Origin of the sequence: Pseudobutyrivibrio sp. C4 (assembly GCF_900111635.1) — a bacterium.
In the GTDB taxonomy this organism is placed as follows: Bacteria; Bacillota; Clostridia; order Lachnospirales; family Lachnospiraceae; genus Pseudobutyrivibrio; species Pseudobutyrivibrio ruminis.
In genome coordinates, this window is record NZ_FOHF01000006.1 from 146,864 (window position 1) to 159,467 (window position 12,604).

Genomic DNA, 12,604 nt, shown 5'->3' on the forward strand with positions numbered 1-12,604 from the left:
GTTACATCCACAAGCCTGAGTATTTCTCCGCTCGATAACACATCTCGCTTGAGAAATCTCAGAGCTTGTTAATTACTGGCTCACTTAAATGTTAAATAAGTTATCTATCCAAGAGTGGATACTATATTTACGGCGTACCTGCTCATTTTCAACATATGGGCTATCAAGCCATTGCTCATCCGGCAATACGAAGGCTGAGTAATCACCTGATGCCTCGGCTTCGTCGCATTTTGCAGGTAGGTTTTCGAGAACCACCGCATTATTTTCATTATAGAACTCATAGTCCCGTAAATAAATGTTGTTTGTTACCAACTTTCGCTTGATTCCAAGGGTTTCCATTGTACGCATTGTCAATCCTTGCTGCTTTTCATGGGCGAGGTCGATGACTGCCTTGGAATGCTTCACCATGTCACGGATGGCATCTGGGCTGAATGGCTCGAAGCTTACAATATCCATATCAAGGTTCTTTACAAGCTTAGGGTCCTTCAGCTTTTTGCCGCGATATACGCTAGGATTCAGATAGAGCTTAAGGCAAAGATTTTTGTCCTTGTTTGCCTCCTTGAATGCCTTGAAATATCTGTATCTGAATGGGAAGAAGGCTGAAACACTGACGTAATCGTACTTGTATTCCTGCACCTCATCCATGTTGTTTGCATCGAATTCATCTGAATAGAAAAGTGGAAGAAGCTTGTAGTCCATATCGGAATTAGCTGCGTCCACGGAATCGAATGTGCCTCTCCAGTCGAAGAGACGGCCAAGCTCGCCTTTGTGGCGCATGTTTTCAAAGGAATCCCATGAATAATAGATGGATTTTCCGTTGGCCTTGAGGGCGTGGAGCTTTAGCTCGTGGATAGTCAATTCGTTTAAAACATTGCCGCGGATGACCAAAAGATAGTCATATCCGCCTGCCGGCATCTCTGCCAAAATCTGATTGGTAAGCTTTTTGTTGAACCTATCAAAAATGTTTGGCTTATGGAAGATGCTCTCAATATTTTTCATAATCAAGAACTTTGTCTTTTCTGGCTCCTCATCGTAGAAATGAGGGTTGGCGCCGCGGGCCACCAAGTCCTTCTTTATCTCGTTCTGATAAGCGTAGAACTTTGGCATGATAATAAGAATGTTCTTGGATTTTAAATCTACTTTGTAATCAAACTCTGTATTCATCATAATCTTGCAATAGTTTCCTCTGCTTCCTTACGGATGATTTCTGGATTGAAGACCTTGCGGAAACGATAGTATTCCACTGGTCTGCCGCCGTACTCTCGGAAGCTGTGATTTATCTGCTTTACAACGCTGCCTTCGAAGTCGAACTTGAGGCCAAGGTCGTGGGCCTTTTCGATTGACTTGTGGACAAGTGCGTCGTATGTCTGAAGTCTTGAGTGCTCTGGAATTGGGCCGCCTGCATCAAGATAAAGGCTTTCCTCGTCCCAAACTAAAAAGCTAAGTGAAAGAACTTCATCGTTCTCACCGAGAGCTGCAAAAACTTCGCCTGCATTGTGTGCGTAGGCTGCTTCGTATATACGATGCCACTGCTCTCTTGAAAATGGAACTGGCAAATTCTGGCGAGCGAAAATCTTTTCATGCTCGGTGTAGAATGTATCAGCGTCGATGGTGCCGAAGTGGTGGACGTTTTTCTCGCCCTTACGGATCATGTTTTTGTACTTGCTGCTGATGTTTTTATCAACCTGGTCCATATCGGATGTATCCTCGATAACGTATGTGTAGCGAGGAATTACGCTATATCTGTGCCAGAAAAATGGAAGGAAGTTCTGGTACTTGTACTGGAACTGCTGCTCGTAAATATCGAGGCCCATGCTTTCGATGAACTCGATGGCAGCGTCACAGATTTCTTCCTCGTAGCTAGCGCGCTTTGCAAGGGACTGTGGGTCCTTTGGGTAGCTGACAATCAAGCCATTTGTCTGTGTGAGAGGTGGCTTGGTGATACGCTTTATTCCGTTTTTCTGTTCAAGATAATATGGCATAGCAGCCCAGATACGGCCGCCCTTTTCATAGAGCCATACATCCCAATTTTCAGGGCCTACTACAGCATCAAGCCACCATGGCTTTGAATAGATGCACACGTAATTGTCCTGGCAAAATTTTTCAAACTGTTCTTTATTACTCATTTTATCCTCTTTAGCTTTTAAGCTGTGTAGATTCTTCTTGCGATTACTTCGTAATCAAACTGAAGCTTTGCGAATGCAAATGACTTGGCCTTTGTCTGCTCCAAAAGCATTGGTGTTTCTGTGATGCTCTTGAATACGTTTACCATATCCTCAACTGTCTCCACGAAGAAGTAGTTTTCGCCGTTGCAATCGCTGTATGTTGCATCCTTGTAGGTCTCGTGTGGATATGTCATGTTGGCGCAGCCGCAGCACATGGCAGTCTCGAATGTGGATGACTGGCCGCCTGGCTGGCAGTACAAATCAACACCTGCAAGGAATTCCTCGATTTCTTTGTTGACCTTCCATCCCATGAAGCGGATACGATTGTCCGACTCCAAAAGTGGGCGAAGGGTGGATTCCATATCCTCTGGAATGGAACCGAATACAAACAGGGCAAGACGTGGGTCGCTGACCTGTGTGAATGCCTGCAAAAGCTCGGCTGTGCGCTTGCCTGCTGAAAGCTTTCCTGAGTGAGCCATGATGATGGCGTCCTGTGGAAGGCTATATTTATTGATGATGTTCTGGCGAGCTTCGCGCTGCTGCTCGGTAGAATAAATGATTCCGCCGATGGCCATGAACTCCATCTTATTGTCTGGAATGCCATAGATGTCCTTGAGCCAATCTCTCATCTGCACGCCAAGGTAGAGAATCTTATCAACCTGTGGCAACGCCTTGTGAACGAAGTGGCCGTGGATGAATTTGTAGAATGCCTTGCTAAGTGGTGTCATAGCTGAGTTTGTGTAATCCTCGTGGCTATCCATGAAGAAAAGGCACTCTGGATGGTGCTTGCAGTAATCTGCCACATCCATCATTTCGAATCCGCACACACCGTGATAAAGGATGGTGTCTGGCTGGATTTCCTTGAGATATTTCTTGAGCTTGCGGCACTTTTGGATTTTTTCTGTCCAAAGGTCGCTGTTGAAAACTCGGTCGTATTCTAATCTGATAAGGCGGGCGCCGTTGTCGAGGATTCTGTCCTCCTCTGGGCCCTTCACAAGCTTGCTGCCCTCGTAATGATAGACGTCCGTGATGATAGTAACTTCGTGGCCGTCCTTACGATTCATAGCAATTAACATGTTCTCCTGGTAAAGCATCCCTTCTGTAAAGTGAGATGGCATTCCTATGTGTAAAACTTTCATTGTAAACTCCTATTAATGTGGCATTACCACGGCGCGTGGGCGTGGGGCTGATACCACGGAATAATCTGGAACACTTTTGGCGATAACAACATTGCCGCCGATGCAGCAATTGCGCCCGATTTTTACTCCTGGAAGAATGAGCACATTGTTGCCGATAAGTGTGTTTTCTCCGATTTCGATTGGCTTGGTAGATATTGGCTGGTCCTGGATTGGAGCGTCCAAATCTGCGTAGCCGTGGGCGCAGTCATTAATCATGACATTGCCACCGATTCCAACATTGTCGCCGATTGTGATTCCGCTTGCGCAGAAAATGTGGGCGTTCTGGCCGATGGTTACGCCGTTGCCAATTTTGATGAGTGGATTGAACTGCACTCCGTCCTTGTATTCCAAAGTCTCCATGCGAAGGCCTGGGAGGATGTAAACTTTCTCGCCAAGCTCTACGTTCTGAAGGTTAGTCAAGCGCAATGGCTTTGACATAACACAGCGCTTGCCTACTTTTTTGAATTTGTGAAAATATCTGATGTAGTTAACTAAGTCACGTACATCTCGTAATCTATTCTTGAGAAATTCCATTATAAATCTCCAAATAATTTCTATACATTACCGCGTTGTCGTAGTGCGCTACGGCGTATGCGCGGATTTCGTCTGCAGTGAGGCCACGGCTGAGCTGTGTGCCGATGGCTTTTTGCAATGCCTCCAATGTGGCGGCATATTTCACATCTGCATCGCCAGCGATGTCTACGCGGACGAAGGTGCCGTAAGGCTCTGGCGCGGTTTCCTTGGTGCCGCACTCATCCAATCCTACAACAGGTGTGCCGCAGCACAATGCCTCGATGCAGGTGGTTGGGAAGTTTTCAGCCTTCGAGCATATTATAAACAAATCTGCCTCAGAATACCAACGAGCCAGTTCGTCCTGGTCCTTGGTGCGGGCGATGAGCTGCACATTTGCTGAGTGACGCTTTGTTTCATCAGCCCCTACAAGCACAAAATGTGTATCTGGCATAGTCTCTGCCAAATCAACTACCATCTGGCCGCCCTTGCGCACATCCATGATGTTTGGCGCAACTGCCAGGATGAGCCTAGCATCGGCTGGGATGCCGAACTGGCTACGGATGGCGTCGTCCTTTTGACGTGGATAGAAAATGCCATCGGTATCTATTCCGTTATGAATAACCTGGATGTTGTTACCATACAGGTATGTTTCCATTGTTTTGTCAGCCAGCCACTTGGAAGGTGTGACGATTGCCTTAAGATTCAGGCCATCCATGGCAGCCTTTTTCTCTGCTAGAAGCTGAGCTGTTTTGTCGATTGCCAGCGAGCTAACGTACTGACGAAGATATGGGCAGTTGCCACATCCGCTTTTATAGCCCTGGCACTCGTATGCGAAGCCGCATTTGCCTGTGTACATGTATTCGCAGTGGAAGGTCCACACGACAGGAATCTGCTGCTCCTTGAGGAACTCCAGCAACTCTGTGATGTTTACAAAGTATGCGTGAAGCTCGTGTATGTGAATCAAATCCGGCTTAAAATCCTTGATGTACTGGATAAGATTTGCTGTGGACTTTGGCGAGTAGCAGCCGTTTTTGCCAGTGATTCTAGCAAGCAGCGCGTGCTTTTTTGTCTCCCAATCCAGACCGAATTTGTATATGCCTGGTTCATCTATGACATCTCCACGGCCGTAGGCGATACGGGCCTCGTGGCCATCAGCGTTGAGGCGACGATAAAGGTCGTACACTATTTTGCCTGTGGAGCTGTATTTACAGTTAACATCTAATAAAAGAATCTTCATGGTTTCGTCCTTGATTTACTCAGAGTAAATTCCTGCCTCGGTGAGCTCTTCCTCGGTAGGAGCTGTGATGAGGACTGCCTTGAGGCGGCCGTAGTATACGAACATGCTTCCGCCTGCTGCTGCGTGGGCATGGCCGTTTTCGATAACATCCTTCAGATCAGAAATGCCTCCTGCGCCGCCGCATGCTGTAACAGGGATATCTACGGCGTTAACCACCTGATTAACAAGGTCGATGTCGTAACCTTCCATCATTCCATCGCGGTCGATTGAGTTAAGGAAGATTTCGCCAACGCCAAGCTCCTCGGCATGCCTCGCAAGCTCTACCGGGCTCATATCGATGACCTTTGTGCCATCGCAGATGACGCACTTGTACTGGCCGTTTACCACCTTTGCATCGATGGAAGCAACCACCGACTGGGAACCTGCAAGTGCAACTGCATCCTTGACAAGCTGCTCATCCTCTACAAGGCTTGTGTTCAAAACCACCTTTTCGTAGCCGATTGCAAGAAGCTTGCGAACCTGGTCCAAAGTTTTGATGCCGCCGCCGTATGAAAGTGGCATGAATGCTTCAGATGCCATATCTGTAAGAAGCTCGAAGTCTGGCTCCAATCCCTTTTTGCTGGCAGAAATATCAAGCACTGCCATCTCGTCGATGCCCTTGCGGTTGAAGATTTTCAGCGCGTTGACTGGGTCACCAAGGTATGTTGGCTTTTTGAAGTTTATTGTCTTTATCAAATCCCTATCATCAATAAGAAGAACTGGGATGATTCTTGGTCTATTAAACATAATTACCTCTTTTGGCTATTGCTAACACTTCTTAGTAAAATTTTCTAATAGTCTCATTCCGAAGTCGTGGCTCTTTTCCGGATGGAACTGGACGCCGTACACATTGCCTCTGTTCACTGCGCAGGCGAATTCGTATCCGTAGTCGCATGTCATCATCACATCCTCAGCATTCTTGCAAACAGCGTGATATGTGTGGACGAAGTAATATCTCTGGCGACCTTCGATTCCATCTAAAAGTGGCACGTCCTTTTTGAACTCCACGATATCCCATCCCATGTGAGGAACCTTGAGGTTCATTTCTGCTGGGATGTCGAAGCGCTTGCAGCTGAAATCGATAAGGCCAAGGCCAGGGAGCTGACCTTCCTCGGAACCATTTCCAAGGAGCTGCATGCCAAGGCAGATACCAAGGATTGGCTTGCCGTTTCGTGCTTCTTCTTTAATTAAATCTACAAGGCCTGTTTCATTGAGCTTGCCCATGCCGGCATCGAATGCACCAACGCCTGGCAAGATAATTTTATCTGCTGCCTTGATTTTCTCTGGGTCTGCAGTGATTACACTTTTCTCGCCTATAACTTTTAACATATTGGCAATGGAACCTAAATTTCCCAAGCCGTAATTAATTATTGCTACCATAAAATCTCCTATATATTACTGTCCAAGGCCAAACCTCATTCGCATTTTGCTTCGCAAAATACTCATGTCGTTTTGGTCCTGCAATGCAGGATGATACTCGTAAAATGTATTTCTCATTCTTGCAAGCAAGATTCGGCATACATTGTTACAAGTCTCACCTTGACCAGTCCTTTAGAATCGCATGTTACGTTTTTCAATGCCAAGGATTTGGCAAATCTTTACTCCGAGACGAATCATCCACATAGAGTTTTTGTAGTCGTCTGGGGTGTGGGCTGGGGAGTTGATGATCTCATCGAATTCCTCAGTCGAAATGCCAAGCTTCTTTGCGATGTATTCCTTATCCTGCTCCATCTGGTCTGTGTCGTATGGGTTAGTCTTAAGCTTTTCAAGTGCCTCCTCGCGAGTCATTGTACCAGCTAAAATCTGGGTTGAGAATACATTCTTTCTGGTGTCGAATCCAAATTTGTATGGAAGGTAATATCCCTCGAAGAATCTGGTAAATACGTTTTCATAGTGCTTGTTTTCGTATTTTGTCCAGCCGTATTTCTCGTGCAAGAATTCCTCTGCCTTTGCCTTGTCATACACTACGTAATCAAGTGGATAGAAACGCTTCATTCCGTAGACATATTTGTAGAGCAAACGATACTTGAGGATACCACAGGTTGGGTATGTCTTCAGTGGGCGCTTGCCGAATTTCTTATGAATGTCTTTGTACATACGAAGGTCGTTCATATAGATCCACTCTACTGGTGGACGAACGAACTCTGTACTGTTATTTGAGCCAGTGAGCACCCATTTGATGCCATGCTTTACAGCATAGTTGTAAAGGGATGCAAAGATTGCATGATCCTGAGGAGCATCGCAACTGCTGATTCCTGACTTAAACATAGAAAGCTGGAAGTCGCTCATCTCCTTCCAGTTAATAACATCTGTATACATATCAAGGTCCATGCCCTTGACGATTTTTTCAATATTTTCAACGGCTACGTTCAGGTTCCATCCTGTATCTACAACGTAGATAAGTGGACGAAGATGCATAACTTCCTTTGCAATATATGCAAGGTAAGAACTATCTGCACCGCCTGACATACCAAGGATACAATCGTAATCCTTGCCCTCTCCGTCTTTACGAATCTGGGCTGCTACCTTTTCAAGCTCTTCCCTGTTCTCCTTATTAGGATTCCAGTATGGCTTGATATTTTTCTCGAAGTTGCGACAGTGGTCGCAGACACCCTGCTCATCAAACTCAATCATTGAATCAGTTGTGTCCATCACACACTGTGTGCAGCGCTGATATTCTCTCTTAATCTTAGGAATATATATTGCCATAAATACCTCTAGTCCGCTGATTCTCTACTCTATGTTCATCAGTTACGGTCTCAAGCCTGACATCTTACTCCGCTCAACAACACGTTTCGCTTGAGCAAGAGTCAGAGCTTTATACCTACTGATGTTCTTTACTATAAAGAATCAGCTCATCTAAATTATTTCACCATTTAATTACGGTTTATTTCATCCAATATTTCGTCGGCGCTAACCACTTTGTCGAAGCCTTCTGTGCTTTCCTTCTTGAAGACAATGCGGATAGTCATGAGGATGAGTTTCAAATCAAGCAAAAAGCTATAGTTTTCAATGTACATCAAATCGAGCTTAATTTTGTCGTAAGCTGATGTGTTGTACTTGCCATAAATCTGAGCGTAGCCTGTGAGTCCTCCCTTTACCTTGTTTCTGAATTCAAATTCAGGAATGGCTGCAGTGTATTTTTCCACGTGCTCGGTGCGCTCTGGACGAGGGCCGACGATTGACATATCGCCCTTAATAATATTGAAAATCTGTGGAAGCTCGTCGATACGAGTTGCACGGATTACATGTCCTACTTTTGTGATGCGGTCATCGTCATCTGTGGCTGGGCGCTGCTCGGCATCCTCAACCATGCTTCTGAACTTCAGGATATCGAATACCTTGCCATCCTTTGTAACGCGGGCCTGCTTGTAGAATACAGGGCCATGGTCCTCAAGCTTGATTGCAAGTGCAACGATAAGCATAAGTGGTGAAAGTACCACTGCAGCAATGACGCAAAGAATCACATCAAAGATTCTCTTAACGATTTCCTGCTCAGGTGTGAGGCCTGTTGTATTAATCATCACAAGTGGAGTATCGAACTGGTGAATGCCCTCACCACCAGAGATGATAACATCAGAAATCTTTGGAGTGATATATGTCTCGATTTCGTGCATGTAGCAGTACTTCAACAAATCGTTTCTCTGCTCAGCACTAACATCCGAAATTACGATACCATCATAATCAGCAAGCATCTGGCAAATCTTATCAATACCCTCATCGATGCTGACGATGTTTTTGATATTGTAGCTATCTGCTCTAGTGTCCATCTTGAGCTTCAGTCCAACAGACTCTTTATTTCCGTACACCATCAAAAGCTTGCTGGCCTTTGAGTGGCGCTCATATATTGCAAAGAAAATGTAAACGCTGATTCCTGAGAGGAGGAAATCTCCGACGGTTAAAAGAAGCATTGGCTTCACTGGAATCATGATGTTTGCCATCAAGCAGAGCTGCAAGTATGTAACCGCATTTACGATAAAGATTGCAATCCATTGTGAGAACAACACATCCGCGATTTTTAAAATGCCATATTTGAAGCCCTCACACAAATGGATGATTACAAGCATCAATATGAAGTATATTCCCATGAGCACATACTTACCACGGCCCAGGAATGGGAAAAAATACTCCCTATCAAATATCATGTATTTCCAAACGAAATAGTATGCAACTGCCATGATAGCAAGCTCTATAACGCTCTCTATTTTTCTTATAGTATTCTTATTCTTCAAACCTTATTTCTCCTAGAAACAACATTCAGTAGTCTATATAAATTTATTACAAAATGCAATCCTTAACATTATACCATTATCTGGGCCAAAATGCTCATTTTATTAATATGGAAAACCCAGGGTTTATTTCAACCTGCTTGTTACAGGATACCCATCCAGTCAGCGAGTCAATGATGCCCTTCGGCGCTTCGCGTCATTGACACACTGCCTTTTGATGGGTATACGGTAATCAAGCAGGTTTGAAACTGGGACTGTGGCAGAGCCACTAGTCCATGAATAGATGGCGACACGCGGATTGGAGCTTTCTGCAATACGGCGTGTCTGTATTTCACTGCCCCGACACGAAGATTACGCTATGCTTCATTTCTTCGTGTCTCTAATTCGCCTTTTCGACACGTAAATTCTACGATTCCCTTATTCTTCGTGTCGAAAAACTCCTCTTCCGACACGAAGATTCCAGCATTTACTCAATCTTCGTGTCTTTTTTTCTTTCATAGACACGAAGATTAAAGCTTCATCCATTTCTTCGTGTCTTTCACTCAAGAAAATGACACGAAAATCGCTGACTTCTTCAATTCTACGTGTCTAGCAGTTCTATTTCAGACACGAAAATCCCCGGTTTTCCCGAATCTACGTGTCTTTATACTTTTTTGTAGACACGAAAATCCAACCTATCTCCTGTTCTTCGTGTCTGCGCCTCCCGCCTGGTGCTGGTGGCTTCGCCACAGTCCCAGTTTCAAACCTGCTTGACCACCCCATATCAGTCGGAGGGCTAGAGTCAAGAGGCGCAGCGCCGCAGGCCTTGCTCTTGACGCTGGACCGCAGGCTGATATGCTGTGGCTAGCAGGTTGAAACAACTCTACCGGCTAACCTACCAAACTAAAGCAAGCCTCCACCCCTGCAATTAGCTATCACAGCAGCACTTCCCCTCATCTACACATGAATATGCCATTTTCTAGTTTCAATTCACTCCAACCCCGACACTAAAATCCCGCCTTCCAGCTTTTCTTCGTGTCTCCAGCCCTTCCTTGGTACTGGTGGCTTCGCCACAGTCCCAGTTTCAAACCTGCTTGACCACCCCATATCAGTCGGAGGGCTAGAGTCAAGAGGCGTAGCGCCGCAGGCCTTGCTCTTGACGCTGAACCGAAGGCTGATATGCTGTGGCTAGCAGGTTGAAACAAACTCTTCAGGCTAGCCAGAAAACTAGAGAAAGCCTCAGCCCTTGCAATTGGCTATCACAGCAGCACTGCCCCTCTTAAAACAAAAAAGCGCCCCGAAGGGCGCCAGATATTCTATTCTTGTTCTTCCTTTTGATACTTTTCGCGGATAACGAACTGTGGTGAGTGGTTGCCGTTGATGAAGATACGGCCAACGTATTCGCCGACGATTCCGACCATAAGCATCTGAAGACCACCAAGTACTAGTGTGGCAGCCATCATGGTTGGCCAGCCAGGGACGTCGCCGTGGTGGATTGTCTTTATAATGATTACTCCTGTGAGCAAGAAGCCCATGATGCAGGATACAAATCCAAGGCATGATGTAAGGCGAAGTGGCTTTACAGAGAATGAAATGAATCCATCAAACCAAAGGTTTAAAAGCTTACTAAGTGTGTAAGTGCTTTTACCCTCCTCGCGAGCCTTGTGCTCTACGTATACATTAGCTGTGTTATCTGTGCAGCGAAGGATCAAGCCCCAGATGTATGGGTATGCTCCTTTGTATTTAAGCATTTCGTCACGGACAAATCTGTTGATTACAAAGTAGCTGTTGAGCTGTAGTGACTTTGGCTTTCCAATAAATGATGTAGCCATCATATCGTTGATGTCGTGACCAAACTTCTTGAAGAGAGTATCCTTTTTAGTGCGATACTTTCCGAAGACAGCATCATAACCCTTTTCAATCTGCTCCAAAAGCTTGTGAGCTTCGTATGGAGGGTTCTGTCCATCGTCATCAAGGACTATTATGTATTCGCCAGTTGCCTGAGAAAGGCCGCACATTGTAGCGCCATCCTGGCCGAAGTTTTTGGATAGGTTGATGGCAACTACTTCTGAATTTTTATCAGCTAGCTCACGAAGCTTGGCATATGTGCCATCTCTTGAACCGTCGTTTACTAATACAATTTCTTTATTGTACTCTTCGGAAGGAAACTCCTTGCAAATGTCTTCTACCACTGCTTCAATAGTATTCTCGCTATGGTAGCAAGGAATTACGAAGGATATTTTCTTTTCAAATTTTTCCATATACACTCCAGTCTTATTCTAGCATTATTTGATGTGTCTAAGTAAAACCCCTGCTATATAATCCATGTCCCCTGTGTCATATGTCTGAGTAATTGGTAGTGGTACCAAATACTTAGAAAGCTTCTTCTCAAAGCTGTTTGTTTCTTTGGATTCTTCAATCCATCTCCACCAACGTGGAACGTATATCTTGTTTTCAACAAGCATCTCCCTGAGGCCTTCCTTTTCAAACAAGAATGGATAGACCATAGGTGCTCCATTTTCCAGAACTGGCTTTAGTTCGTTGAGCTCTCCCAATAACTCATGAAGCCTGTTGAAATTTGCAATTCTTTTTTCATTAACTGATGCCAAATCGATGCCACCCATCATTGCCTCTGTAAGCTTTGACATGTAGGCCATGCCTTCAACGTTGATGTGCTCTTCGTTGTCCTTTGACATAGCGTAGGCTGCGTTTGGACCAGCCTCGATTGCCTTTAATAAAAAGCCTGCTGCATCAGCACTTTCACCTGTTGGAATGTCCAAGCGAGTGAGCTTGTCCCCCACCAGGTATGCTCCGTCTGCCACGCCGAAGAACTTACGGCAACTGTATGCTGAGTAGGTGCCTCGCATCGGCTTAGTGAAAAAGCCCTGGGTATTATCGAAAAGCACGTGGCTGTGCTCAGCGATAATATCCTGCTGCATTACGTGAGTCATGATGCCAAAGTAATTCGTATATACGAAGAGAGCTCTGTCATCAAAACCGCCCTCTGGCTCGATTGGCATCAGCTGTTCGTCAATGTTGTAGTATTTCACTTCCACACCAACTTCCTGCAATCCTGCCTCCACTGTCTTGCAAGTGTAGTAAGGAATGTAGCAGGATTTGAAGCCGCCAGCTAATGCAGCGTAGGCAATAGCATTTCTTCCAGAGTTTAAAGCTACGTAGTCGAAACCTGGGAAGAAGTCTGTATTCAGTTTCTTTAATTCAAGTGGAAGACATCCTCCGTATTCTCGCAACTTTTTATCCTCC

General features: G+C 45.3%; 11 protein-coding genes. All 11 read right to left on the reverse strand.

The features are described 5' to 3' along the window. Positions 1–84: 84 nt before the first annotated feature. Positions 85–1,167, reverse strand: coding sequence for a WaaS/CpsH family glycosyltransferase (locus BMY66_RS10545; RefSeq protein ID WP_090395139.1), 1,083 nt, complete (start codon positions 1,165–1,167; stop codon positions 85–87). Beyond that, complete coding sequence (locus BMY66_RS10550) at positions 1,164–2,126, reverse strand: GNAT family N-acetyltransferase (protein ID WP_090395140.1); 963 nt, start codon at positions 2,124–2,126, stop codon at positions 1,164–1,166. The genes BMY66_RS10545 and BMY66_RS10550 overlap by 4 nt, the downstream gene beginning before the upstream one ends. Before the next feature lie 17 nt (positions 2,127–2,143). Beyond that, positions 2,144–3,304, reverse strand: coding sequence for a glycosyltransferase (locus tag BMY66_RS10555; protein WP_090395141.1), 1,161 nt, complete (start codon positions 3,302–3,304; stop codon positions 2,144–2,146). Positions 3,305–3,316: 12 nt separating this feature from the next. Continuing rightward, positions 3,317–3,877 (reverse strand): acyltransferase, encoded by a 561-nt coding sequence (locus BMY66_RS10560; RefSeq protein ID WP_090395142.1) that lies wholly within the window; start codon positions 3,875–3,877, stop codon positions 3,317–3,319. After that, positions 3,858–5,093, reverse strand: a complete 1,236-nt coding sequence (locus tag BMY66_RS10565) for a glycosyltransferase (RefSeq protein ID WP_090395143.1) — start codon at positions 5,091–5,093, stop codon at positions 3,858–3,860. The genes BMY66_RS10560 and BMY66_RS10565 overlap by 20 nt, the downstream gene beginning before the upstream one ends. A gap of 15 nt (positions 5,094–5,108) precedes the next feature. Further along, the gene (locus BMY66_RS10570; protein WP_090395144.1) at positions 5,109–5,879 is read right to left on the reverse strand and encodes an AglZ/HisF2 family acetamidino modification protein; all 771 of its coding nucleotides are present in this window, start codon (positions 5,877–5,879) and stop codon (positions 5,109–5,111) included. Between the two features lie 21 nt (positions 5,880–5,900). After that, a complete protein-coding gene (hisH, locus tag BMY66_RS10575) occupies positions 5,901–6,512 on the reverse strand; it encodes an imidazole glycerol phosphate synthase subunit HisH (RefSeq protein WP_090395145.1) in 612 nt (203 codons plus the stop codon). Between the two features lie 171 nt (positions 6,513–6,683). Next, positions 6,684–7,841: an N-acetyl sugar amidotransferase gene (locus BMY66_RS10580; RefSeq protein ID WP_044935128.1), complete on the reverse strand. Its 1,158-nt coding sequence runs from the start codon at positions 7,839–7,841 to the stop codon at positions 6,684–6,686. Positions 7,842–8,008: 167 nt separating this feature from the next. Further along, positions 8,009–9,364 carry a sugar transferase gene (locus BMY66_RS10585; RefSeq protein ID WP_090395146.1) on the reverse strand — a complete coding sequence of 452 codons (1,356 nt, stop codon included), beginning with the start codon at positions 9,362–9,364 and terminating at the stop codon, positions 8,009–8,011. Between the two features lie 1,292 nt (positions 9,365–10,656). After that, positions 10,657–11,601 (reverse strand): glycosyltransferase family 2 protein, encoded by a 945-nt coding sequence (locus tag BMY66_RS10590; RefSeq protein ID WP_090395147.1) that lies wholly within the window; start codon positions 11,599–11,601, stop codon positions 10,657–10,659. 24 nt (positions 11,602–11,625) lie between these two features. Next, entirely contained in the window at positions 11,626–12,591 is a 966-nt protein-coding gene (locus BMY66_RS10595) for a hypothetical protein (protein ID WP_143064533.1), read from the reverse strand. Between the last annotated feature and the right edge of the window lie 13 nt (positions 12,592–12,604).

Excerpts from the sequence above, each read along its gene's own strand:
- BMY66_RS10545 (WP_090395139.1), bottom strand. The coding sequence starts at position 1,167 with ATGATGAATACAGAGTTTGATTACAAAGTAGATTTAAAATCCAAGAAC.
- BMY66_RS10550 (WP_090395140.1), bottom strand. The coding sequence starts at position 2,126 with ATGAGTAATAAAGAACAGTTTGAAAAATTTTGCCAGGACAATTACGTG.
- BMY66_RS10555 (WP_090395141.1), bottom strand. The coding sequence starts at position 3,304 with ATGAAAGTTTTACACATAGGAATGCCATCTCACTTTACAGAAGGGATG.
- BMY66_RS10560 (WP_090395142.1), bottom strand. The coding sequence starts at position 3,877 with ATGGAATTTCTCAAGAATAGATTACGAGATGTACGTGACTTAGTTAAC.
- BMY66_RS10565 (WP_090395143.1), bottom strand. The coding sequence starts at position 5,093 with ATGAAGATTCTTTTATTAGATGTTAACTGTAAATACAGCTCCACAGGC.
- BMY66_RS10570 (WP_090395144.1), bottom strand. The coding sequence starts at position 5,879 with ATGTTTAATAGACCAAGAATCATCCCAGTTCTTCTTATTGATGATAGG.
- hisH (WP_090395145.1), bottom strand. The coding sequence starts at position 6,512 with ATGGTAGCAATAATTAATTACGGCTTGGGAAATTTAGGTTCCATTGCC.
- BMY66_RS10580 (WP_044935128.1), bottom strand. The coding sequence starts at position 7,841 with ATGGCAATATATATTCCTAAGATTAAGAGAGAATATCAGCGCTGCACA.
- BMY66_RS10590 (WP_090395147.1), bottom strand. The coding sequence starts at position 11,601 with ATGGAAAAATTTGAAAAGAAAATATCCTTCGTAATTCCTTGCTACCAT.